Raw genomic sequence first — 22077 nt, 5'->3', positions numbered from 1 at the left:
TCCATGCTTGCCGGGAGGATTCATGACCGACGCCGCCTTGTCGCGCGCCGCCGACGCGCCCCGCCCCATGACGCCGCAGGAGCGGCGTGTGGTGCTCGCCGCCTCCGCCGGCGCCGTGTTCGAATGGTATGATTTCTTTCTCTATGGCTCGCTGACCCCGGTCATCGCGCAAAATTTCTTCTCCAACGTCCACCCCACCGCCGCCTATATTTTCGCGCTGCTGGCCTTCGCCGCCGGCTTCGCGGTGCGGCCCTTCGGCGCCCTGCTGTTCGGGCGGCTTGGCGACCTTTCCGGGCGAAAATTCACGTTTCTGCTCACCATTCTCATCATGGGGCTTTCGACCTTCTTCATCGGCCTGTTGCCCAATTTCGCGGCCATCGGCTTCGCCGCCCCCGTGCTGCTGACGCTGTTGCGCATGGCGCAGGGCCTGGCGCTCGGCGGCGAATATGGCGGCGCCGCCCTGTTCGTCGGCGAGAGCGCGCCACACGGACGGCGCGGCTATTACACCTCGTTCATTCAGCTCACCGCCTCCGGCGGCTTGCTGCTGGCGCTGCTGGTGACGCTGGGCTTCCGGGCGCTGGTCGGCGAAGAGGACTTCGCCCTCTATGGCTGGCGGTTTCCCTTCCTCGCCTCCTTCCTGTTGCTGGCCGCGTCGGTCTGGATGCGGCTGCGGCTGAACGAATCGCCGGCCTACCAGCGCATCAAGCGGGCCGGGCGCGCCTCGGCGGCTCCGATCGCGGAGGCGTTCGGCGTCTGGCGCCATGGCCGGCTGGCGCTGCTGGCGCTGTTCGGCGCCACGGCGGGACAAGCGGTGGTGTGGTACACGGGGCAATTCTACGCGCTGTTCTTCCTGACGCAGACCCTGCGGCTGGATTCGACCACCGCGAGCCTGCTGATGGCCGGGGCTTTGGCGCTGGCCGCGCCGCTGTTCACGATTTTTGGCGCGCTGTCGGACCGAATCGGCCGCAAGCCGGTGATTCTCGGCGGCTGCCTGCTCGCCGCCGCGCTCTATTTCCCGATTTTCCATGGCCTCGCCCAGGCGGTCAATCCGGCGTTGGCGCAGGCCACGGCGCGCGCCCCAGCGCGAGTGATCGCCGACCCGAAAAACTGCGATTTCCAGTTCGATCCGGTCGAGGCCAAGGCGTTCGTCAGCTCGTGCGACATCGCCAAGAACTTTTTGGCCAGCGCCGGCGTGAGCTACGCCAACGTGGCCGCCGCGCCCGGAACATTGGCCAAAATCGCGATCGGCGACCGGGAGATCGCCAGTTTCGAGGGCACGGGCCTCAATGAGGCCGCGCGCGCCGCCCAGCGCGCCGCGCTGGAGCGGCAGGTGGGCGACGCCTTGGCGGCGGCCGGCTATCCGGCGCGCGCCGATCCCGCCAAGGTCAATGTTTTGGCGACGCTGGCGCTGTTGACGGCGCTGATCGGGCTGGTGGCGATGACGTATGGCCCGATCGCGGCGCTGCTGGTGGAGTTGTTCCCGACGCGGATTCGCTACACGGCGCTGTCCACGCCCTATCATATCGGCAACGGCTGGTTCGGCGGCCTGCTGCCGCCGCTGGCGTTTGCGCTGACGGCGGCGAGCGGCGACATCTATTCCGGCCTGTGGTACCCGGTGGCGGTGGCGGCGCTGACCTTTGTCGTGGGCCTGGCGTTTCTGCCGGAGACCCGGAACAGGGACATCACGGCCGGAGATTAAGGCGGGTTGCGCGGCTCGCGCCGGTTTGTTAGCAGAGACGTCTTCGCCGGCTTAGCACAGCGGTAGTGCAGCGGTTTTGTAAACCGAAGGTCGGGGGTTCGATCCCCTCAGCCGGCACCATGTTTCCTCATAATGCGAATGCCGCTCGCGCCCGCGCGAGCTGATTCGTTTTATTTCATTGACTTGCTATTTAATAGCAACCAACGTATTTTACTCAATTGACCGCTTTAAATACGGTACGATAATGAATTAAATATTGCTCATGTGAATACGGTTTTGTCGCGTGGCCGAAATTTTCGTTCTGCTTCCTGCCCACCTCGACAGCGAAGCCTACGCCAAAGGGTTCAAGGCGGGCCGCTCGGCGGATTCCTCGCCATGGGGGTTCGGCCATCTGCAAAGGTTCGGCCACGCCGTCACGTTCAGCCCCGGGCGGCGCCGGAGCCTGTTCGAGCGTCTCGTGCGCAAATTGGTCGGCTTCGATGCGATCCACGGCTTGATCAATCGGCGCGCCATCGGCCACGCTGACGTCGTGCTGACGCATACGGAGGAGGAATATCTGGCGGCCGCCCTGGCCGCACGGCTGTTCCGGCTGAACAAGCCGATCATCGTCGGCAACACGCTGTGGCTGTTCCATCAATGGCCGCGTCTGCCGTTCTGGCGGCGCGGGCTGGCCCGCCGCCTGATCGAGCGCGTCGACCTGCTGACCTGCAACGCGCTTCCCAACGTCGCCGCCGCCGCCGCGCTCGGCCTCGCGCCGGTGCGCTATGTGCCTTACGGCATTTCCCTGGACTCGTTCGCCCCGGTCGAACCCACGCTGCGCGCCGGCGATATGATCGCCGCCATCGGCAACGATCAGGCGCGGGACTGGAAGGCGGTGCGCGAGGTCGCCCTGCAAAACCCGGATTTGCGGCTGCGCGTCGCCTCGCGTTTCGCCCATTCCGATCTGGCCGGGCTGCCCCATGTCGAGATTCGTCCCACCCATGGCGTCGCCGAGACCAACGCGGTCTATGACGCGGCGCGCATGACCCTGGTCTGCGTGAAGGACAATCGCCATGCGTCGGGAATCACCGTGCTTCTGGAGGCGGTCGCGCGCGGCGCCCCCGTGGTTTGCGCCGACCAGGGCGGGCTTAGCGACTATTTCTCCGGCGACGAACTGTGGTTCTACGGCCCCGGCCGCGATCACGCCACGGCGGCGCAGGCCGCCGCCTGCCGCGCCGATCCCGTCGACGTCGAGGCGCTGCGGCGCGCCCGCAACGCCCAGCGGCGATTGCAGCGCTACGGCTACGATTCCCTGACTTTCGTCAAGCGGATCGACGCGCTCATTTCCCAACGCCGGCGGGAATCCGGCCTGGCGGCGCGCCAACGCCGCGCGGCGCCCTCGGTGGTGGCCGGTCGGTCAAGTCAAAGCGGGCGCGGTCGCTCAACGGACGCAAGCAGGCCGCCCGCGCCGCCACGCGCGCCAGCCGCGCGGCTCCCGCAAAAGCCGCCGGCGACGGCGCGTGACGCCCGGCGCGCCGGCCCTCCCGCTTGCGCCGCCGCCGCCAAATCCCTAAAACCTCGCGCAAGCGAGGAACAAATGACCGACTTTCAGCCGAAATCCGATTTTCTGCGCGTCCTGACCGAGCGCGGCTTCATCCATCAATGTTCCGATCTCGCCGGGCTGGACGAGAAGGCGGCGGCGGGCGAACTGATCGCCTATATCGGCTTCGATTGCACCGCGCCCTCGCTGCACGTCGGCTCGATGCTGCCGATCATGCTGCTGCACTGGCTGCAAAAAACCGGCGGCAAGCCGATCCCGCTGATGGGCGGCGGCACGACGCGGGTCGGCGATCCCTCGGGCAAGGACGAGAGCCGCAAGATGCTCACGCTGGAGCAGATCGAGTCCAACAAGAATTCGATCAAGCGCGTGTTCGAGAAATTCCTGACGTTCGGCGACAGCAAGACCGACGCCGTGATGACCGACAATGCGGAATGGCTGACCAAGCTCAACTATATCGATTTCCTGCGCGACGTGGGCAAGCATTTCTCGGTCAACCGCATGTTGGCGATGGACAGCGTCAAGCTGCGGCTGGAGCGCGAGCATGAGCTGTCCTTCATCGAATTCAACTACATGTGCCTGCAGGCCTATGATTTCGTCGAACTCAACCGCCGCCACGGCTGCGTGCTGCAGATGGGCGGATCGGACCAATGGGGCAATATCGTCACCGGCCTCGATCTCGGCCGCCGCATGGGGACGCCGCAGCTTTACGCGTTGACCTCGCCGCTGCTCACCACCGCCTCCGGCGCCAAGATGGGCAAGACGGCGGCCGGCGCGGTCTGGCTCAATTCGGACATGTTGCCGGTCTATGATTATTGGCAGTACTGGCGTAACGCCGAAGACGCCGACGTCGTTAGATTCCTGAAGCTGTTCACCACCCTGCCGATGGACGAGGTCGCGCGGCTCGCCGCCTTGCAGGGATCGGAGATCAACGAGGCCAAGAAGGCGCTCGCCAACGAGGCGACCGCCCTGCTGCATGGCCGCGCCGCCGCCGAGCTTGCGGCGGAAACGGCGCGGAAAACCTTCGAGGAGGGCGTGCTGGCCGACAGCCTTCCGACCATCGCCGTCTCCGCAGCGGACGTCGCGGCGGGGCTTGGAATCCTCACCGCCTTCGTCAAGGCCGGGCTCACCCCCTCCACCGGCGAGGCGAGACGCCAGATCAAAGGCGGCGGCTTGCGCCTCAACGACGCGGCGCTGGCCGACGAGCGTTATGTGCTCGGCGACAAGGATTTCGTCGCGGGCGTCGCCAAGCTGTCGGTCGGCAAAAAGAAGCATGTTTTGCTGAAGTTGCAGTGAATCGCGCGGCGGTCGGGTTCAAGTTCGGCTTGCATCCGGCCGGCGCCTTGATAGTGTTCCGCCAATTGCAATCGCCGCGCGTCCGCTGTCATCGGCGCAGCCGCAAGGGGTGGACTGGAACGTGACGCGCAGCGCCGGGGCGAACCCATGATTCACATCGGCGGCCGGCTCTGGATCGACGAGGGGGAGATTTCGCTATCGTTCCTGCGGGCGTCAGGCGCCGGCGGTCAGAACGTCAACAAGGTCGAGACCGCCGTGCAATTGCGCTGGAACGTCTCGGCCTCGCCGGCGCTCACCGAGCGGGTGCGCGCCAATGTGATGGCGCTGGCCGGCCGGCGTCTCACCAAGAACGGCGTGCTGGTTCTCAACGCCCAGCGCTTCCGCACCCAGGAACTTAATCGCGCCGATGCGCTTGAGCGACTGGTGGAGCTGGTGCGAGAGGCGGCCAAGCCGCCCCCGCCCGTGCGCCGGCCCACGCGGCCCAGCAAGGGCTCGGTGGAGCGGCGCCTCGAAGCCAAGAAAACGCGGGCGCTGCACAAGCAGGGCCGGCGCTTCGTTCACGACGGCGATTGAGCCGTCTCTGCGAGGATGTCAGGAATTGAACGCTCCCGCCCGAATTTTGGTCGTTGAAGACGAGGCTCTTGTCGCCTTTGCGCTTGAAGAAATGCTGATGGATTTCGGCTATGCCGTGGTCGGCCCGGCGCCCAGCGTGGACAGCGCCATGAAGCTGTTAAGCGCGGAAAAGATCGACGCCGCCATTCTCGACGTCAATCTCGGCGGCGAGAGCATCGAGCCGGTCGCCGGGGCGCTGGCGGCGGTTGACGTGCCATTCGTCTTCACCACCGGTTACACCAACGCCTCCGCCCTGCCCCAGGGCTTCAAGGACCGCCCCGCGCTCAACAAGCCGTATCAGCCCGAGGCGCTGCGCGACGCGGTGGCGCGGCTGCTGGGCTGAGGCCGCCGCCCGCCTCGGCGCGTCAACAGCGCTCCGAGGGAATGTTCAGCGAATAGAGCAGCCCCTCCGGGCGCCACTCCTGGCTCGCCACGCCGGCGACATCATAGGCGATGGCCTGCTTGATCAGCCGCGAGCCGAACCCGCGCCGCGCCGGCGCCGTCAAATCGGTCATGCCGGTCTCGCTCCATTCGAACGCGACGGCGGAGCCGTCGCGCCGCCAGCGGCACGCGACCTTGCCGCCCGGAACCGACCAGGCTCCATGCGTCGCGGCGTTGACGCCCAATTCATGCAGCACCAGCCCCAGCGCCAGCGCGGCTTTCGGCCGCAACGGCAGCGGCGGCCCCTCGGCCTCGAACCGTCCGTCGTCGCGCGGCGCGACCGCTCCCGCGACGCGCGCCACCAGCGCCGCCATTTCCACGCCGCGCCAGTTCGCCTGGGTGAGCAGCGTGTGGGTGTCGGCCAGCGCCTGCAGCCGTCCCGCCAGCGTCTTGCGCACGGTCTCGAGAGCGGTTCCGCCGCGAAACGTCTGTTCGGCGATGGACTGAACCACCGCCAGCGTGTTCTTCACCCGATGCGCCAGTTCGTTGACGAGAACCCGCAACTGGGTTTCCGACTCCTTCTGCGCCGTGATGTCGATCACGGCGCCAATGAAGCGCACCGCCCGCCCCTCGACGAAATAGGCCCGGCCGCGCGCCAGAATCCACCGCACCGAACCGTCCGGCCAGAGCGCGCGATATTCGACGTCGTAGGGCGCGCGAATTTCGGGATCGAGCACGTTTCGGCACATCCCGTCCACCGGCGCGCGATCCTCCGGATGCAGCCGCTCGAGGAAACGCTGGTAGGAAATCGCCTCGTCGGCGGTCATGCCGAAGATCGACTTGCACGTCGGCGTCCATTCGAGGACGTTGGAGTCCAGATCCCAGTCCCAGCTTCCCATGCGCGCGCTGTCGAGCGCCAGACTGAGGCGGTCCTCGGTCAGGTCGAGCGCGCGCCTGAGCGCCGCCAGTTCGTCCTGACCGCCGGAGTGGGGAGCGTCGGCGGTTTCGGACAGTCTGTCAGTCATTCATGCGCCTTCAAATTCATAACGTCCGGCCGCGGCGGATCGCCTTCCGACACGAACGGGGCGGCGCCACAAGCGCTCAACGCGCCAACGGCCATTCGGATGCACAGGCTCAAGCGGCCGGCGGCGGGAACGCCTCGCGCAATCCTTTAAAATCGTGAGAAAAACAGTTACATTAGCGTCACTTTGCCGCGCGCCCTCCGCGCCGGCGGCCGGGGAAGCCAAATGCAGCGAATCTTGGTGATCGAGGATGAGTTCTTCGTCGCGGCCCATATTGAACATGTTTTGGAGGGTGAAGGGGTGGAAGTGATCGGGCCGGTCGGGTCGCTGCAGGAGGCGATCGTGCTGGCGCGCAACGAGATGGTGGACGGCGCCCTGCTCGACGTGAACATCGACGGCGGCAGGATCGACGACGTGGCCGAGATTCTGGCGCAACGGCGCGTCCCGTTCGTGTTCGTGACCGCCTATGGCCGCGACAATCTGCCCCCGGCGCACCGCGAGGCGGCGGTGGTGGACAAGCCGTTCAAGGACGAGGATCTTATTCGCGAGGTGCGCCGGTTCCGGGTGAATTAGCGCAGAGTCCCGAAAGTCTGCGCGGTTTTTTGAAAAAATATGCGCGCAAACAAAATGCTGACGTGTGTTCGGCGAACGGAGGTTCGCGGAACACATTGCGGCGGCGCTTAACGCCCGGATGGCCCCATTCTTGCTTAAGTTTTAAGCAAAACCGTTTTGAGCCAAGACCGAGGACAAACATGCCGCTTTATTCCTTTCACTGTTCCGCCTGCGACGCCGACGCCGAATTGCTGATGCGCTCCGACGAAACCGCGATCTGCCCGGCTTGCGGCAGCGACAAGATGGAGCGCCTGCCGTCCTGGATCGCGCCGGACCTGAAGATGGAGAAAATCCGCCGGGCCGGACGCGCCCAGGCCGCCGCGTCCGGCGACCTGTCGAATTTCAGCCGGAAGGAACTTTCAACCTTCAAAAAATGACGTGAATCTGTCACGCTTGAGCGAATAAGATCGGCGCATGAACAGCCTCCTGCGCCCCCTCGCTTTCGCCCTGCCGCTGCTGGCGGCCACGCCCGCGTTCGCCCAGACCAAGCCCCACAATGTGGTGCTGTTCGTCGCCGACGGCCTGCGGCCCGGCATGGTCAACGCCCAGACGGCGCCGACCATGACCGCGCTGGCCGCGCGCGGCGTGCGTTTCGCCAACAGCCATTCGCTGTTTCCGACCTTCACCACCGCCAACGCCGCCGCGCTGGCCACCGGCCATTACGCCGGCGACCACGGCGATTTCTCCAACACGATCTTCACCGGCGCCCCCATCGTTCCGCCCCGGCTGGGGCCGACGGTCACGCCCTTCCTCGAATATGACAAGGTGCTCGGCGACGTCGACGCCCATTTCAACGGCGACTACCTCGACGAAGAAACGATTCTCCACGCCGCGCGCGAAAAGGGCTATTCCACCGCCGCCATCGGCAAGCTCGGCCCGACCCTGATTCAGGACCATCTGGCCCGCGATGGCAAGAGCACGATCGTCATCGACGACAGCACCGGCCATGCCGGTCCCGACGACGATGCGGGCGTCGCCCTGCCCGCCGAAATCCAGGCGCAATTGCAGGAAAAGGGGCTGGCGGCGACCCGGCCGCGCGCCAATCCCGGCCCCAATGTCGCGCAGCAGGCGGATTTCATCCGGGCCGCGACCGAGGTGGTCCTGCCCTGGTTCAAGACGCGCGGCCAGACCTTCGCGCTGGTCTATTGGTCGCGCGATCCCGATGGAACGCAGCACGGCCAGACCGATTCGCTGGAAAAGCTCACGCCGGGCATTAACGGCCCGACCTCGCTCGCCGCCATCCGCAACGCCGACGACAATCTCGCCGCCTTGCTCGCCGCGCTGAAAAATCTCGGCCTTGACGGCGACACCGACGTGATCGTGACCTCCGACCACGGCTTTTCCACCATTTCCAAGGAAAGCGCGACCAGTTGGGCGGCGAGCCAGAGCTATGAAAAAATCCCGGCGGGACAATTGCCGCCCGGCTTTGTCGCGCTCGACCTCGCCCAGGCGCTGTCGCTGCCGCTGTTCGACCCGGACAAGGGCAATGCGCCGATTGCGCCCAGCGCGACGCCGAGCCGGGGCAATGGCCTGATCGGCGCCGATCCCGCCCGTCCCGATGTGGTGGTCGCCGGCAATGGCGGCTCCGACCTGATCTATCTGCCGCAAACGCCGGGCGCGGCGTCCGCCCTGGCGCGCCGCATCGTCGAAACCCTGTCGGCGCAGGATTACGTCAGCGGCCTGTTCGTCAGCGACGACCTTGGCGCGATCCCGGGGACCCTGCCGCTGTCGGCCATCGCGCTCAAAGGCGCGGCGGTGACGCCGACCCCGGCGATTGTGGTTAATTTCCGCAGTTTTTCGACGGGCTGCGACGATCCCACCGCCTGCGGCGTCGAGGTGGCCGACACCAGCCTGCGCCAGGGTCAGGGCATGCACGGCTCGTTCTCGCGCGCCGACACCCGCAACATCATGGCCGCCGCCGGCCCCAGCTTCAAATCGGCGTTCGTCGATCGCGCGCCGGCCAGCAACGCCGATCTCGCCATGACCATCGCGCGGCTGCTGGATTTGCGGCTGCCCAAAAAGGGCGATCTGGTCGGCCGCGTGCTGACCGAGGCCCTGCCCAACGGCGCCGAACCCGCCGTCGTCAGCGGACGCAAGGCGTCGGAACCGGACGCGCGCGGCCATGTGACGGAGCTTCTGTTCCAGCAGGCCGACGGCGCGCTCTATTTCGACGCGGCGGGCTATCCCGGCCGCACCCTCGGGCTGCCCGGGCCGGCGGAAAAGTAAGGCGGCGGCGCCTCGGTCTGGCCCCAGCCGTCGGCGCCCCCGAGCCGGGCCTTTTCGCGCGCCAGAATCGCCGGAGCGTCGAGCCCGGCGATCGGCTGCGCCGGATCGGCGGGAATGTCGCCGTCGCGTTGCAGCATCAGATAGCGGGCGCAACACACCCGCAGGAACGAGGCGAAATTCTCGACCTCGCCCTGCGTCTCCAGCAATTCGTCGTAAAGCCGCGCCAGAATCTCGTTGACGCTCAGGCCGTCGCGCGCGGCGATTTCCTGCAGCAGACGCCAATAGATGGTCTCAAGCCGCACGCTGGTGGAGAATCCGCGCAGCCGCGCCGAGCGCAGTTTGCTTCGCCAGAGTTCCGGGTCCGCCTTGATGAACAATTGGCACATGAAAACGCCTCCGCGCCTCGCCCCTCAACAATGGCGAGGCGCGCGGGATTTGGCAAATCGGGGCCGGATCACATCGCCGTGTCGCCGCCCGCCGGTCACGCCGCCTGCGACAAGCCGCTTTCGCCGAGCGCGTGGCCGATCAGGCCGAGGAACTGGTTGAGCCAGGCCGGATGCGCCGGCCAGGCCGGGGCGGTGACGAGATTGCCGTCGGTGACGGCGGCGTCGATGGCGATGTCCGCATAGGTTCCGCCCGCCAGCTCCACTTCCGGCCGGCAGGCGGGATAAGCGGAGACGGTCCGCCCCTTGATCACGCCCGCGGCCGCCAGCAATTGCGCCCCGTGGCAAATGGCCGCGACCGGCTTGTCGGCGGCGAAAAACTGCTGGACCAGCGCGATCACCTGCGGATCGAGCCGCAAATATTCCGGGGCGCGCCCGCCGGGAATCACCAGCGCGTCATAGTTTTCAGCCTCGACGTCGGCGAAAGCGGCGTTGAGGATGAAATCATGGCCGCGCTTTTCGGTATAGGTCTGCTGCCCCTCGAAATCGTGGATCGCCGTGGCGATGCGGTCGCCCGCCGCCTTGCCGGGACAAACCGCGTGAACCCGGTGGCCGACCGCCAGCAAGCTCTGGAACGGGACCATAATCTCATAATCCTCGACGAAATCGCCGGCGATCAGCAAAATCTTCTTCGCGCTCATCTTCATCCTCCCATGCTTGTCGGAGGATGGCGCCGAATTTCCGCGCCGGGTGTTACTGGGCTATCGCGCCCCGCCGCACAAGGAAAAGGGCGCCGTTTCCGGCGCCCCTGCCCGATTACCGGCAAACCTTGCGCGGTCCCCACGGCGTCTCGCGCCACCAGCAGCGGCGCCGCGGCGGCGGGCCGTAGCCGTAAGGCGGCGGCGGCGGTGGGCGGCGCCGCGGCGGCGGCCGGTCGTAGGGATCGTAATAGGGCTGCGCCTCGGCCTCGCCGCTAGTGGCGACGACGCCGCCGAGCAGGGCCGCGCCGAACAGGCGGAACGCGTTCCTGCGGGTCATGTCGTTCATTTCCGCTCCTCCTTTGGGCCAGCCACGCGCCGGTCCGCGAATCGGCATGGCGCCGAAAGATCCGGAAAGCCCACGCTTTTGCAGGCGCTTGCCGGAAGCTGCGCGCGTGGCCGCGCCAGAGCTGGACGAGTCTAGCCGCAGTTTACGCCAAGGCAAGGCCGGCGGCGCTCAAACCGGAGCGGATCGCCCCTTCGATGGTGGACGGCAGCCCGGTCTGCACCCAATCGCCGGCGAGGAACAGGTTGCGCCAGCCCGTCGCCGGCCCGGGCCGCACGGCGTCCTGCGCGGGGGTGGCGGCGAAGGTGGCGCGCTTTTCCTTGATGATCTGCCACGCCGGCAGCGGCGCGGTGAGGCCGGCGACCGCCTGGACCTCGTCCCAGATATGCCCCGCCAGCTCCTCGCGCGAAGTCGCCAGAAAACGCTCGGCGGCGCTGATGGTCACGGAGAGGCGGTCGGGAAAGGCGAACACCCATTCGGTCCAGCCGCCGATCACGCCGGTCAGCAGCGGCATGTGTTTCGGCGCGGCGCAGGCGAAATGGGCGTTGACGATGGAGCGGAATTCGGTCGGCGCCGACAGGCCCGGAACAAGCTCGGCGGCCACCGGCGCCGTCACCGCCAGCACCACCTGGTCTCCGGCTTCGAGCGCGACGGTGTGCTCGCCGAAATCCAGCGCCGCCACGCGTTCGCCGTCAAAAACCAGGGCGCGCAATTTCGCGCCAAAGGCGACCTGCGCGCCGCGTCCGCGCAGCCACGCCAGCGCCGGATCGACAAAGGCCGCCGACAGACCCTCGACCGCCACCACGGGCCGGCAGGAGTCGCCCCCTTTCGCAAAAGTCTCGCGGACGATGGCGGCGGCCAGCGTCGCCGACGCCTCCTCCGGCGCCGTGTTCAGCGCCGAAACGAAAATCGGGTCCCACAGCCGCCGCGCCACGTCGCCGTCGCCGAGGAACGGCCGCAGGGTCTGGCCGGGTTTGGCGAACAGCATTTTGGCCAGCGCGAGATAATCCAGCCCCGCCGTGTCCGGCAGGCGGCGGTCGGGAACCAGAATCCACCACGGGATTTTGCCGGCATTGGGCCGCAGCCGCCAGCGCGCCCCACGTTCGAGATCGCAGAAGTCGAACGCGGCCTCCTCGAAAATCGCCAGTTTGTCGAAACCGCCGGTCTTCCGGGCGTAATCGAGCGCCGCGCTATTGCCCGACAGCAGCAAATGATTGCCGTTGTCGATGGTCATGTTCAGCGTGGAATCGAAATAGGAGCGGCAGCGCCCGCCCGCCTGCGGCGCCGCCTCGTACAGCGCGACCTCGAACCGCTCCGCCAGCTCCACCGCCGCCGACAGGCCGGCGAGCCCGGCGCCGATGACGTGAACCCGCGCCATCAGTACAGGCCGTAGCGCAGGAAGGCGCCGAGCAGCGCCAGTTTCGGCGTCGCGATCTTTTCGCGCGGCGCCTTGAAGCCGCGCCTGTCGAGCCGCCGCCAGATCGCGCGATAGGCCAGATACATGATCTTCGGCGCGCGGATTTCCGCCCGGGGACGGCCCGCCATGATCGCCTCGGCCTTGTCGAAATGGGCGCGGGCCTGCGCCAGCAACGGCCGGCCCACTGGATCGAGATCGTCGCGCGCCGCCGCCTGTTCCGGCGTGGCGTCGAGGATTCCCGCGCCGATCAGCAGGTCGCGCGGCAGGTAGAGCCGGCCGATCCCGGCGTCCTCGTCGATGTCGCGCAGGATGTTGGTCAGTTGCAGCGCGCGGCCGAGATGATGGGCGAGGTCGATCCCCTCCTGCTCCGGCAGGCCGAACACCCGCACCGACAGCCGCCCCACCGCGCTGGCGACGCGGTCGCAATAGAGATCGAGCTTTTCCGCGTCGGGCGCGACGATATTCTCGTCCACATCCATCTGCATGCCGTCGATCACGGCGAGAAAATCCTCCCGCCGGAAGCTGAACTCGCGCAGCGGCGTGATCAGCCCCTGCGCCAGCCCGGCATGGCCGCCGTCATAGAGCGCGGCGATGTCGCGCCGCCAGACGTCGAGCGCGGCGGTCTTCTCCTCGCGGCTTCCCTCGCCATCGGCGATATCGTCCACGGCGCGGCAGAACGAATAGATCTCGAACATCGCGTCGCGCTGCGCGCGCGGCAGGATGGCCATCGCCCGGTAGAACGAGCTGTTGCGCGCGGTTTCGCGCGCCACCTCATGAGACGCGAGGCTCATCTGGCTCTCCCGATCACGCGTGACAGCGCCTCAAGGCCGGCGGCGGCTGAGGCGCCCATAATCATTTCGGGCTTGCTGAGCTTCACCTTTTCGCTCAAGGGGTCGCGCAACGTCAGCATGTCCACGATGCTGTAGGCGTGGCGCACGATCACCGCGATCTCCAGCCCCAGACGGAAATCCGCGATGGCGCCGGTCAGCCCGGCGCCGCGATCGAGCAGGGCGCGGTTCTTCCACGCCAGTCCCTGCAAACACGCCAGCAGCTCCGGCGAGCTTTTCGCCTCGCCCAGATCCTCCACGCGCGCGCCCGCCGCCTCGAGCGCGTCCTGCGGAAGGTAGACGCGGTCGAGGCTTTTGAAATCCTTGGCGCAATCCTGCAAATGGTTGTTGATCTGCAAGGCCGCGCAAACATCGTCCGAGGCCGCCCACAGCTTGTCGCTCTCGCCGTGGACGTCGAGCAGGAACCGGCCGACCGGCATGGCCGACAGCCGGCAATAGTCGATCAGCTCGTCCCAATTGGCGTAGCGGTTCTTGTCCACGTCGAGCCGGAACGCGTCGAGCAGGTCGCGGGCGTGCTGGTCGGTGAGTTCGTGCTTGGCCAGCATCGCCCGGAGCTTGACCCCGAGCGGCTCGGCCTCGCTGCGGCCGATCAGCGAATCCTCCATCTGGTCGAGCAGCGCATGTTTCCGCGCCGGCGCCAGATCGGGATTGTCGGCCACGTCGTCGCCGGAGCGAACGAAATCGTAAAAGGCCAGAATCACCGGCCGCAACGGCGCGGCGATCAAAACGGAAGCGACCGGAAAATTCTCGTCCGCGCCGGTCTTGCCGGACCGCAGGCTTTCCGCCGTCACCTTGGCCTCGTTCATGCTTCCCCCGCCTTCCGGGCGCCCGGCCGAACATTCGCCGCCTGCGCCCGCCCCTTCCACATGCCGCCGCGCCCACGATAAAAGTCCCATGCGGAGCGCAGCGTATAGACCATATAAACCGCGGCGATAGCCGGCAAGAGCACGGCGCGGCCGCGCCCCAGGCCATAGAACCGCTGGATCGGCATAAAACTGGCGATCATCAGCCCGAACGCCAGCGCGCCGAGCAGCCCGGCGACGCCCGGCGCCGCCAGCGCCAGCCAGACCGGCAGCAGATAGGTCACGACCATGCCCGCCATCGCCGCCGCCAGCCGCCACGGCGAAAAGCCGAGCTGGGCGTAGGCCGAGCGCGAAATCATCCGGCCGATGTCGCCGATCCCCGGATAGGGCCGCAGGCTTTTCACCCGCCGCGTCAGGCCGACCCACACGGGACCGACCGTCTTCATCCGCGCCGCCAGCGCGCAATCGTCGATCAGCGCGTTTTTCAGGCTTTCCAGCCCGCCCGCCGTCGCCAGCAGATCGGGGCGGACCAACATGCAGCCGCCGGCCGCCGCCGCCGTGCGCCGGCGCCCGTCGCGCGCCCAGCGGAACGGATAAAGCATCTGGAAGAAATAGACGAAGGCGGGAACCAGCAGTTTTTCCGCGAAGGATTCGCAGCGCAGCAGCGCCATCAGCGAGGTCAGGCCGAGCGCGTCGGCCTCGGCCCGCGCCACCAGCGCGCGCAGATTGCAAGGTTCGTGGAAAATGTCGGCGTCGGTGAACAGGATGTATTTGGCGGCGAAATTCTCGCGCATGTAGCGCTCGCCCTGCGCCATCGCCCACAGTTTTCCGGTCCAGCCCTCGGGCGGCGGCGAACCGTCGAGCACCGCCAGCCGCTCGGAATGCGGCAGCGCGCGGGCGATTTGCGCCGTGCCGTCGGAACTCTGGTCGTCCACCAGCACGATATGGAAAGCGCCGGGATAATCCTGCGCCAGCAGGCCGCCGAGACTCTGCGCGATCACCTCGGCCTCGTCGCGGGCGGGGACGATGGCGACCACGGTCGGCCAGGTCGTCAGCTGCGGCCGGGGCGCCGAATCCGTGTCGAGGCAGGCCCAGAATTTTCCACGCGCAAAAATCAAGACCAGCCAGATGACGAGAACGAGAACGCCGAGCAGGATCACTTGACCATGCCTTTCTCCCGGAACCAGGACAGGGCGTCGGCGATGGCCTCCTTGTAGGGCCGCGCGGAATAGCCGAGTTCGGCCTGCGCTTTCGCCGAGGAGAAATACATGCGGTATTTGGCCATGCGCAGCGCGTCCACGGTGGCGAACGGCTCCTTGCCGGTGAAGCGCGCGAAAAACTCCGCGGCGCGGGCGAAGGGAAACAGCGGCGCGCGCGGGATTTTCAGCACCGGCGGGCGCCGGCCGGCCATCTCGCAGATTTCGGTCAGGAATTGGCCGAACGGAACGTCCTGGCCGCCGAGAATGTAACGCTCGCCGATGCGCCCCTTGTCCATCGCCAGCAGATGGCCGGCCGCGACATCCTCGACATGGACGAGATTGAGGCCGGTGTCGACATAGCCGGGCATCTTGCCGTTGGCCGCCTCGACGATCACGCGGCCCGTGGGCGTCGGCTTGATGTCGCGCGGGCCGATCGGTGTCGACGGATTGACGATCACCGCCGGCAAGCCTTGAGTCTTCACCATGGTCTCCACCACCCGTTCCGCGATGGTCTTGCTGCGCTTGTAGGCGCCGATGGCCTGATCGGGCGTGGCGGGCGAAGTCTCGTCCACCGGGCGGCCTTCGCCATTCAGCTTCAGCGTGGCGACCGACGACGTATAAACCACGCGCGACACGCCCGCGCGCAAGGCGGCGGTCATGATATTGGTGACGCCGAGCCGATTGGCCTCGACGATCTCATTGGGGTCGGGCGCCCACAGCCGGTAATCGGCGGCGACATGATAGAGCCGGTCCACGCCCGCAAAGGCGGGCTTGAGCGATTCGGCCTCGCGCAGGTCGCCGATCGCCACTTCCGCGTCGAGCCCCTCGATATTGCCGCGCGGCGAGCTTTGGCGCGCCAGCAGAACGACGCGCTCGCCCCGCGCGATCAGCGCCCGCGCCACCGCCGCGCCGACGAAACCGGTCGCGCCTGTCACCAGAATCTTGCCGCCCGTGCTCATCATCGATCCTCTTGGTCGCAGGAGCCATCACGCCCCTCCTAGCATAGCGGCGGGCGCAGCCAAACGAGGAAAAGCGCGGGCGCGGCGAGCGCAAGCCCAAACTGAAGAATAAGTTTCTCTGTTTCGCCATCCATCTGCGCAGCAAGGAGATGATTTTTCTTCCCCCCATCGGAAAATCGCCATTTTCATTCTGTTTCGGCGCATTGCAACGTCACGCCGCCCCGCTTACTTTCGAGGCCGAGCAACGCATGAGGTTTCCATGGCCGTGGTCAAGCGCCCGCCCTTTCCCGTCATTCTTGTCGCCAACGACCTGGTCGAGGGCGAGGTGATCTTCGCCGCCGAACACGGCTGGACCCGCGACGTACGCGCGGCGCGGGTGGCCAACGACGCCGAGGCCGCGCAGGCGCTGGAACAGTTCGGCGCGGCGCAAGCCCGGGCGTGCAAGGTGGTGGACGCCTATCTGGTCGACGTCGAAATCGAGGCCGGCGTTCCCGTTCCCCGCCATTATCGCGAAAGGCTGCGCACGCTCGGCCCCAGCCATCGCCTCGACCTCGGCAAGCAGGCCGATTTTCATCTCTGAGGACGCCCATGTACGCCTACGACGAGTTAGACCGCCAGATCGTCCGCGAGCGCGTGGCGCAATTCGCCAGCCAGGTCGAGCGCCGGCTCGACGGGTCGCTGACCGAGGAGGAATTCCGCCCGCTGCGCCTGAAGAACGGCGTCTATCTGCAATTGCACGCCTATATGCTGCGCGTCGCCATTCCTTACGGAGGGCTGTCGTCGCGGCAATTGCGGCAACTGGCGCTGATTGCGGAAAAATACGACCGCGGCTACGGCCATTTCACCACCCGCACCAACATCCAGTTCAACTGGCCGAAACTGCGCGAGATTCCCGCCATTCTCGGCCTGCTGGCCGATGTGGACATGCACGCGATTCAAACCTCCGGCAATTGCATCCGCAACACCACGACCGATTGCTTCGCCGGCGCCGCCTTCGACGAGATCGAGGACCCGCGTCCCACCGCCGAATGGATCCGGCAATGGTCGACGCTGCATCCCGAATTCGACTGGCTCGGCAGAAAATTCAAGATCGCCGTCACCGCGACGCAGCAGGACCGCGCCGTGCTGAGAGGCCATGACGTCGGCGTGCGCATCGTCCGCAACGCGGCGGGCGAGACCGGCTATCGGCTCTACGTCGGCGGCGGCCTCGGCCGCACCCCGATGGAAGGCAAGCTCGTCCGCGACTTCCTGCCCCGCGCCGAACTGCTCGGCTATCTCGAAGCGATCCTGCGCGTCTATAATCTCGAGGGACGCCGCGACAACAAGTTCAAGGCCCGCATCAAAATCCTGGTTCACGAAATCGGGCTGGAGGCGTTTCGCGCCCAGGTCGAAGCCGAATATTCCAAGGTCGTCGCCGCCGCGCCCGCGCCGGATCTGCGCGAATTCGAGCGCATCACGGCGTCCTTCGACGCGCCGGACTTCGCCGATCTGCCCGAGGTCTCGCGCAAGCTCGAACAGGCGCAGGCCGCCGACCCGGATCTGGCCCAGTTCGTCGCGCGCAACCTGTTCCGCCACAAGAAGAAGGGCTATGTGGCGCTGACGATTTCGCTCAAGAGCATCGGCGGCGCGCCGGGCGACGCCACCGCCGAACAGATGCGCGCGGTCGCCGATCTCGCCGAACAATTTTCCTTCGACCAGGTGCGCGTGAGCTACAAGCAGAATCTCGTTCTGCCGCATGTGCGGCGCGACGACGTGCCGGAAATTTTCGCGGTTCTGAAGGCGCAGGGCCTCGCCACGCCCAACGTCGACCTGATCACCGACATCATCTGCTGCCCCGGCCTCGATTATTGCGCGCTGGCGACCGCCCGCTCGATCCCGCTGGCGCAAACCCTGTCGCGCCATTTCGCCGATCCGGACAAGCAGAAGGAGATCGGCGAACTGTCGATCAAGATTTCCGGCTGCATCAACGCCTGCGCCCATCACCATATCGCGAACATCGGGATTCTCGGCCTGGAAAAGAGCGGCGGCGAATCCTATCAGATCACCATTGGCGGCGATCCCGGCGACCAGTACGCGCTGGGCGAACTGCTCGGCCCGGGACTGCCGGCCTCCGCCGTGCCCGAGGCGATCGACCGGGTGATCGGCGTTTACCTCGACGCGCGCCGCCAGGGCGAGACGTTCATCGAAACCTATCGCCGCCTCGGCGTCACGCCGTTCAAGGCCGCCTTCAAGGAAATCGCCGATGCTGTTGCTTGATCGAAACGGCGCCAAGCCCGATCCGTTCATCGCCGTCGAAACGCTCGACGACGCGCCGGGCAAAAACGTGATCGACGCGTTCGCTTCCGTCGACGCCCTGCTCGCCGCCGGGCCGGCGCAAGCGGCCGTGCTGGCGCCCAACGACCTCGACGCCGAAGACTTCGCGCCCTATCTCGACCGGCTCGCGCTGATCGCGATCCGCTTTCCCTCGGCCACGGACGGGCGCGGCTTTTCGCTGGCGCGGCAGTTGCGCCGGCTCGGCTACAAGGGCGTTCTGCGCGCCTCCGGCCCGCTGTTTCCCGACCAGTTCCCGCAAGCTTTGGCCTGCGGCTTCGACGAGGTCGAAATCCCCGACGCCAACGCCGCGCGCCAGCCGGTCGCGCAATGGCTCGCCGCGCTCAACCGCGTCACCCTGTCGTACCAGCGCGATTACGCGCGGGGCGCGACCGGACCCGCCTCCATTCTCGACCGTCGCGCGCGGAGCTGATTCATGTCGCAAGATATTCTCATCGACGAACTGAACGCGGCCTTCGCCGCCGCCACTTTGCCCCATCGTTTGCAACTGCTGCGCAAGGCCGTGTCCGGCCGCATCGTCTTCACCACCAGCCTCGGCGTCGAAGATCAGGCGGTGACCCACGCCATCGCCGAATCCAAGGTCGATTTCGACGTGGTGACGCTCGACACCGGCCGTCTTTTCCCGGAAACCTATGACGTCTGGCAGCGCACCGAAGAAAAATACGCGCTGCGCATCAAGGCCTATTACCCCAAGGCCGACGCGCTGGAATCCCTGATCGCCGATCAGGGCATCAACGGTTTTTATTACGGCCTCGCCATGCGCAAGGCCTGCTGCGAAACCCGCAAGGTAGAGCCGCTTTCGCGCGCCCTCAGCGGCGCGAAAATCTGGGTCACCGGCCTGCGCGGCGACCAGAACGCGCATCGCTCGCATCTGCGCTTCGTCGAATGGGACGCCGAACGCAATCTGATCAAGGCCAACCCGCTGCTCGATTTTTCGCGCGACGACGTGGTGACTTACACCACAGCCAATAACGTCCCGGTCAACGCGCTGCACGAAAAGGGTTTTGTCTCCATCGGCTGCGCGCCCTGCACCCGCGCGATCCAGCCGGGCGAGCCCGAACGCGCGGGCCGCTGGTGGTGGGAGAGCGAGGACAAGAAGGAATGCGGCCTGCACGTGTCCGCCGAGGGCCGCGTGACGCGCGAAAAGGAGGCCGCGCAATGAACGCGCCGCTCACCCATCTGCAAAAGCTCGAAGCGGAATCGATTCACATTTTCCGCGAGGTCGCGGCCGAGTGCGAGAAGCCGGTGTTTCTCTATTCCATCGGCAAGGATTCGGCGGTGCTGCTGCACCTCGCCATGAAGGCGTTTTATCCGTCCAAGCCGCCGTTCCCGCTGCTCCATGTCGATACGACCTGGAAGTTCCGCGAGATGATCGAATTCCGCGACAAGCGCGTCAAGGAGCTGGGGCTGGAGCTGCTGGTTCATATCAATGAGGAAGGCGTCAAGGCTGGCGTCAATCCGTTCGATTCGGGATCGCGCCTGCACACCGACGTGATGAAGACGCAGGGCCTGAAACAAGCGCTCGACAAATACAAGTTCGACGCGGCCTTCGGCGGCGCGCGGCGCGACGAGGAGAAGTCCCGCGCCAAGGAGCGCGTGTTTTCGCTGCGCTCGCCCGAGCATCGCTGGGACCCGAAGAACCAGCGCCCGGAGCCGTGGCGGCTCTACAACACGCGCAAGCGCCCCGGCGAATCGTTCCGCGTCTTCCCGCTGTCCAATTGGACCGAGAGCGACATCTGGGACTATATCGCCAAGGAAGACATTCCGGTCGTCCCGCTTTACTTCGCCAAGAAACGCCCGGTGGTGCGCCGCGATGGCGCGCTGATCATGCGCGACGACGAGCGCATGAAGCTGCGTCCCGGCGAGCAGGTTGAGGAATTGAGCGTCCGCTTCCGCACGCTCGGCTGCTATCCGCTCACCGGTGCGGTTGAAAGCACGGCGTCCACCCTGCCCGAAATCATCGCGGAAATGCGCGCCTCGAAAACCAGCGAACGCGAGGGCCGCATCATCGACCACGACGGCTCCGCCTCCATGGAGCAGAAGAAGCAGGAAGGCTATTTCTGACATGAACGCGCACGTCACCGAGGCCGAAGCGCTGGCCCCCGAAACCGCGCCCGCCGCCCAGGAAAAAGTCCTGCTGCGCTTCATCACCTGCGGCTCCGTCGACGACGGCAAGTCCACGCTGATCGGCCGCATGTTGTACGACTCCCAGATGATCGCCGAGGACCAGCTCGCCGCGCTCGACCGCGACTCGAAAAAGTTCGGCACGCAGGGCGGCGCGCTCGATTTCGCGCTGCTGGTGGACGGCCTCGCCGCCGAGCGCGAGCAGGGCATCACCATCGACGTCGCCTATCGCTATTTCAAGACCGACAAGCGCGCCTTCATCGTCGCCGACACGCCCGGGCACGAGCAATACACCCGCAACATGGCGACGGGCGCCTCGACCGCCGATCTCGCCATCATCCTGATCGACGCGCGCAAAGGCATCCTGCCGCAGACGCGCCGCCACTCGTTCATCGTGTCGATGATCGGCGTGCGCGACGTGGCGCTGGCCATCAACAAGATGGATCTGGTCGATTACAGCGAGGACCGCTTCAACGAAATCGTCGCGGCCTATCGCGACATGGCGAAAAACCTCGGCTTCCGCTCGATCACGCCGCTGCCGATTTCCGCGCTCAACGGCGACAATATCGCCAGCCTGTCCGAGCGCACGCCGTGGTTCCAGGGCGAGCCGCTGCTGCCCTGGCTGGAAAGCGTGGAGGCCGGCGCCGGCGATCTGGCCGAGGCGCCGTTCCGCTTCCCGGTGCAATGGGTCAACCGCCCCAACCTCGACTTCCGCGGCTTTTCCGGCTGGGTGGCGAGCGGGTCGGTCAAGCCCGGCGACGCCATCGTCGCCCTGCCTTCGGGCCGCGCCAGCACGGTGGCGCGCATCGTCACCCAGGACGGCGATCTGCCGGTCGCGGTGGCGGGCCAGTCGGTGACGCTCACGCTCGCCGACGAAATCGACGTCTCGCGCGGCGACATCCTGTCCAGCGTCGAAAAGCAGCCGGAGGTGGCTTCGACGGTCGAGGCGCGCCTGCTGTGGACCGCCGAGACCGACATGCATCCCGGCGCGTCCTATATCGTCAAGCTCGGCGCGCGCACGGCCAACGCCAGCATCGACAAGGTGCGGGCGCTGATCGACATCCACACGTTCGAGCCGGCGCCGGGCAAACCGCTCGCCCTCAACGAAATCGCCGAAGCGAAATTGCGCTTCGACCGCCCCTTCCCGATCAGCCTCTATCGCGACAACCGCGATCTCGGCGGCTTCATCCTGATCGACCGCATCACCAACGAGACCGTGGCTTTTGGCATGATCGCGCCGGGCCGGGCCGCGCCGGAGACGCTCGCCAGGGACGAAAGCGGCGCGCAGGAGAGCGGCGTCGATTGGGGTCGGCTGGTCCAGAATCTCGGCGAAAAGCTGCTGCCTGCGCTGGGCGGCGGCGTCCTGATCGGCCTCGGCGCCAAGCTGTTCGGCGCGCCGACCTCCACGGCGGTCGCGCTCGGGCTGGCCGACGCCGCTTTCCGACCGCTGGTGCGCGGCTGGTATGGCGACTTCCGCGCGGCGCTCGCCAAAAGAAAATCCGACGACGAGATCACGCCGGACGGCGCCGGGATTTAGCCCGGAAAAAGCCCGTTTTCAGGCGCGTCGTGATCGGCTAGGCTGCG

22 protein-coding genes, 1 tRNA gene and 1 pseudogene are annotated in these 22077 nt (G+C 66.7%); 15 read left to right on the top strand and 9 right to left on the bottom strand.

The features are described 5' to 3' along the window. The first annotated feature begins 67 nt into the window (after positions 1-67). The 6 genes and pseudogenes from CFB24_RS08530 to CFB24_RS08510 all read left to right on the top strand — a co-directional run bounded on the left by CFB24_RS08530 (position 68) and on the right by CFB24_RS08510 (position 5487). The gene (locus tag CFB24_RS08530) at positions 68-1699 is read left to right on the top strand and encodes an MFS transporter (RefSeq protein ID WP_206605471.1); all 1632 of its coding nucleotides are present in this window, start codon (positions 68-70) and stop codon (positions 1697-1699) included. Between the two features lie 45 nt (positions 1700-1744). Further along, positions 1745-1819, top strand: a tRNA-Thr gene (locus tag CFB24_RS08525). Between the two features lie 709 nt (positions 1820-2528). Further along, positions 2529-2966: pseudogene (locus CFB24_RS24060) on the top strand (glycosyltransferase family protein); the annotation flags it as partial. Positions 2967-3275: 309 nt separating this feature from the next. Next, the gene (gene tyrS / locus CFB24_RS08520) at positions 3276-4532 is read left to right on the top strand and encodes a tyrosine--tRNA ligase (protein ID WP_088520458.1); all 1257 of its coding nucleotides are present in this window, start codon (positions 3276-3278) and stop codon (positions 4530-4532) included. A 147-nt stretch (positions 4533-4679) separates the two neighbouring features. After that, positions 4680-5105 (top strand): alternative ribosome rescue aminoacyl-tRNA hydrolase ArfB, encoded by a 426-nt coding sequence (arfB, locus tag CFB24_RS08515; protein ID WP_088520184.1) that lies wholly within the window; start codon positions 4680-4682, stop codon positions 5103-5105. Between the two features lie 25 nt (positions 5106-5130). Then, on the top strand, positions 5131-5487 hold the full coding sequence (locus CFB24_RS08510; RefSeq protein WP_244593223.1) for a response regulator: 357 nt from the start codon (positions 5131-5133) through the stop codon (positions 5485-5487). A 22-nt stretch (positions 5488-5509) separates the two neighbouring features. Here the strand turns inward: CFB24_RS08510 and CFB24_RS08505 are convergent, their stop codons facing one another. Continuing rightward, on the bottom strand, positions 5510-6550 hold the full coding sequence (locus CFB24_RS08505; protein ID WP_088520183.1) for a sensor histidine kinase: 1041 nt from the start codon (positions 6548-6550) through the stop codon (positions 5510-5512). 222 nt (positions 6551-6772) lie between these two features. Here CFB24_RS08505 and CFB24_RS08500 point away from each other — a divergent pair, with 222 nt between their 5' ends. From CFB24_RS08500 to CFB24_RS08490, 3 genes are all read left to right on the top strand, one after another. Then, a complete protein-coding gene (locus CFB24_RS08500) occupies positions 6773-7120 on the top strand; it encodes a response regulator (RefSeq protein ID WP_141098393.1) in 348 nt (115 codons plus the stop codon). A gap of 179 nt (positions 7121-7299) precedes the next feature. Further along, positions 7300-7536, top strand: coding sequence for an FmdB family zinc ribbon protein (locus CFB24_RS08495; protein WP_088520181.1), 237 nt, complete (start codon positions 7300-7302; stop codon positions 7534-7536). Positions 7537-7573: 37 nt separating this feature from the next. After that, on the top strand, positions 7574-9385 hold the full coding sequence (locus CFB24_RS08490) for an alkaline phosphatase family protein (RefSeq protein WP_088520180.1): 1812 nt from the start codon (positions 7574-7576) through the stop codon (positions 9383-9385). On the opposite strand, the gene CFB24_RS08485 is transcribed toward CFB24_RS08490, so the two are convergent. From CFB24_RS08485 to hpnA, 8 genes are all read right to left on the bottom strand, one after another. Further along, positions 9340-9771, bottom strand: a complete 432-nt coding sequence (locus tag CFB24_RS08485; RefSeq protein ID WP_088520179.1) for a ribbon-helix-helix domain-containing protein — start codon at positions 9769-9771, stop codon at positions 9340-9342. The genes CFB24_RS08490 and CFB24_RS08485 overlap by 46 nt on opposite strands. 95 nt (positions 9772-9866) lie before the next feature. Continuing rightward, positions 9867-10469: a DJ-1/PfpI family protein gene (locus CFB24_RS08480; protein ID WP_088520456.1), complete on the bottom strand. Its 603-nt coding sequence runs from the start codon at positions 10467-10469 to the stop codon at positions 9867-9869. A 115-nt stretch (positions 10470-10584) separates the two neighbouring features. Continuing rightward, the gene (locus CFB24_RS08475; RefSeq protein ID WP_141098392.1) at positions 10585-10815 is read right to left on the bottom strand and encodes a hypothetical protein; all 231 of its coding nucleotides are present in this window, start codon (positions 10813-10815) and stop codon (positions 10585-10587) included. A 142-nt stretch (positions 10816-10957) separates the two neighbouring features. Further along, positions 10958-12193, bottom strand: coding sequence for a hydroxysqualene dehydroxylase HpnE (gene hpnE / locus CFB24_RS08470; RefSeq protein ID WP_088520455.1), 1236 nt, complete (start codon positions 12191-12193; stop codon positions 10958-10960). Beyond that, positions 12190-13020, bottom strand: a complete 831-nt coding sequence (gene hpnD, locus CFB24_RS08465) for a presqualene diphosphate synthase HpnD (RefSeq protein WP_088520177.1) — start codon at positions 13018-13020, stop codon at positions 12190-12192. The genes hpnE and hpnD overlap by 4 nt, the downstream gene beginning before the upstream one ends. Next, entirely contained in the window at positions 13017-13883 is an 867-nt protein-coding gene (gene hpnC, locus CFB24_RS08460; protein ID WP_088520176.1) for a squalene synthase HpnC, read from the bottom strand. Before hpnC ends, hpnD begins: the two co-directional genes overlap by 4 nt. Continuing rightward, positions 13880-15040 carry a glycosyltransferase gene (locus tag CFB24_RS08455; RefSeq protein WP_088520175.1) on the bottom strand — a complete coding sequence of 387 codons (1161 nt, stop codon included), beginning with the start codon at positions 15038-15040 and terminating at the stop codon, positions 13880-13882. Before CFB24_RS08455 ends, hpnC begins: the two co-directional genes overlap by 4 nt. Beyond that, positions 15037-16041, bottom strand: a complete 1005-nt coding sequence (gene hpnA, locus CFB24_RS08450; protein WP_244593224.1) for a hopanoid-associated sugar epimerase — start codon at positions 16039-16041, stop codon at positions 15037-15039. The genes CFB24_RS08455 and hpnA overlap by 4 nt, the downstream gene beginning before the upstream one ends. Positions 16042-16297: 256 nt before the next feature. Here hpnA and CFB24_RS08445 point away from each other — a divergent pair, with 256 nt between their 5' ends. Genes CFB24_RS08445 through cysN form a run of 6 tightly spaced genes read left to right on the top strand, consistent with a single transcriptional unit; the run spans position 16298 to position 22030 of the window. Next, entirely contained in the window at positions 16298-16618 is a 321-nt protein-coding gene (locus CFB24_RS08445; protein WP_088520174.1) for a DUF2849 domain-containing protein, read from the top strand. A gap of 8 nt (positions 16619-16626) precedes the next feature. Beyond that, positions 16627-18294 carry a nitrite/sulfite reductase gene (locus tag CFB24_RS08440; RefSeq protein ID WP_088520173.1) on the top strand — a complete coding sequence of 556 codons (1668 nt, stop codon included), beginning with the start codon at positions 16627-16629 and terminating at the stop codon, positions 18292-18294. Next, positions 18281-18781, top strand: coding sequence for a DUF934 domain-containing protein (locus CFB24_RS08435; protein WP_088520172.1), 501 nt, complete (start codon positions 18281-18283; stop codon positions 18779-18781). Before CFB24_RS08440 ends, CFB24_RS08435 begins: the two co-directional genes overlap by 14 nt. A 3-nt stretch (positions 18782-18784) precedes the next feature. After that, the gene (locus tag CFB24_RS08430) at positions 18785-19531 is read left to right on the top strand and encodes a phosphoadenylyl-sulfate reductase (protein ID WP_088520171.1); all 747 of its coding nucleotides are present in this window, start codon (positions 18785-18787) and stop codon (positions 19529-19531) included. Further along, a complete protein-coding gene (gene cysD, locus CFB24_RS08425) occupies positions 19528-20433 on the top strand; it encodes a sulfate adenylyltransferase subunit CysD (protein WP_088520170.1) in 906 nt (301 codons plus the stop codon). The genes CFB24_RS08430 and cysD overlap by 4 nt, the downstream gene beginning before the upstream one ends. 1 nt (position 20434) lies before the next feature. Next, complete coding sequence (gene cysN, locus CFB24_RS08420; RefSeq protein ID WP_088520169.1) at positions 20435-22030, top strand: sulfate adenylyltransferase subunit CysN; 1596 nt, start codon at positions 20435-20437, stop codon at positions 22028-22030. The last annotated feature ends 47 nt before the right edge of the window (positions 22031-22077 follow it).

The organism is Rhodoblastus acidophilus (genome assembly GCF_900187365.1).
In the GTDB taxonomy this organism is placed as follows: domain Bacteria; phylum Pseudomonadota; class Alphaproteobacteria; order Rhizobiales; family Beijerinckiaceae; genus Rhodoblastus; species Rhodoblastus acidophilus.
Note: the sequence above shows the minus strand (reverse complement) of the source record. Positions and strands in the feature narration are given on the sequence as shown.

Coding starts and splice junctions, on each gene's coding strand:
- hpnD (WP_088520177.1), bottom strand. CDS start 13,020: ATGAGCCTCGCGTCTCATGAGGTGGCGCGCGAAACCGCGCGCAACAGC.
- CFB24_RS08485 (WP_088520179.1), bottom strand. CDS start 9,771: ATGTGCCAATTGTTCATCAAGGCGGACCCGGAACTCTGGCGAAGCAAA.
- hpnC (WP_088520176.1), bottom strand. CDS start 13,883: ATGAACGAGGCCAAGGTGACGGCGGAAAGCCTGCGGTCCGGCAAGACC.
- CFB24_RS08475 (WP_141098392.1), bottom strand. CDS start 10,815: ATGAACGACATGACCCGCAGGAACGCGTTCCGCCTGTTCGGCGCGGCC.
- CFB24_RS08500 (WP_141098393.1), top strand. CDS start 6,773: ATGCAGCGAATCTTGGTGATCGAGGATGAGTTCTTCGTCGCGGCCCAT.
- CFB24_RS08480 (WP_088520456.1), bottom strand. CDS start 10,469: ATGAGCGCGAAGAAGATTTTGCTGATCGCCGGCGATTTCGTCGAGGAT.
- arfB (WP_088520184.1), top strand. CDS start 4,680: ATGATTCACATCGGCGGCCGGCTCTGGATCGACGAGGGGGAGATTTCG.
- cysN (WP_088520169.1), top strand. CDS start 20,435: ATGAACGCGCACGTCACCGAGGCCGAAGCGCTGGCCCCCGAAACCGCG.
- CFB24_RS08530 (WP_206605471.1), top strand. CDS start 68: ATGACGCCGCAGGAGCGGCGTGTGGTGCTCGCCGCCTCCGCCGGCGCC.
- CFB24_RS08430 (WP_088520171.1), top strand. CDS start 18,785: ATGTCGCAAGATATTCTCATCGACGAACTGAACGCGGCCTTCGCCGCC.
- hpnA (WP_244593224.1), bottom strand. CDS start 16,041: ATGATGAGCACGGGCGGCAAGATTCTGGTGACAGGCGCGACCGGTTTC.
- CFB24_RS08440 (WP_088520173.1), top strand. CDS start 16,627: ATGTACGCCTACGACGAGTTAGACCGCCAGATCGTCCGCGAGCGCGTG.
- cysD (WP_088520170.1), top strand. CDS start 19,528: ATGAACGCGCCGCTCACCCATCTGCAAAAGCTCGAAGCGGAATCGATT.
- CFB24_RS08445 (WP_088520174.1), top strand. CDS start 16,298: ATGGCCGTGGTCAAGCGCCCGCCCTTTCCCGTCATTCTTGTCGCCAAC.
- CFB24_RS08495 (WP_088520181.1), top strand. CDS start 7,300: ATGCCGCTTTATTCCTTTCACTGTTCCGCCTGCGACGCCGACGCCGAA.
- CFB24_RS08490 (WP_088520180.1), top strand. CDS start 7,574: ATGAACAGCCTCCTGCGCCCCCTCGCTTTCGCCCTGCCGCTGCTGGCG.
- CFB24_RS08435 (WP_088520172.1), top strand. CDS start 18,281: ATGCTGTTGCTTGATCGAAACGGCGCCAAGCCCGATCCGTTCATCGCC.
- tyrS (WP_088520458.1), top strand. CDS start 3,276: ATGACCGACTTTCAGCCGAAATCCGATTTTCTGCGCGTCCTGACCGAG.
- CFB24_RS08505 (WP_088520183.1), bottom strand. CDS start 6,550: ATGACTGACAGACTGTCCGAAACCGCCGACGCTCCCCACTCCGGCGGT.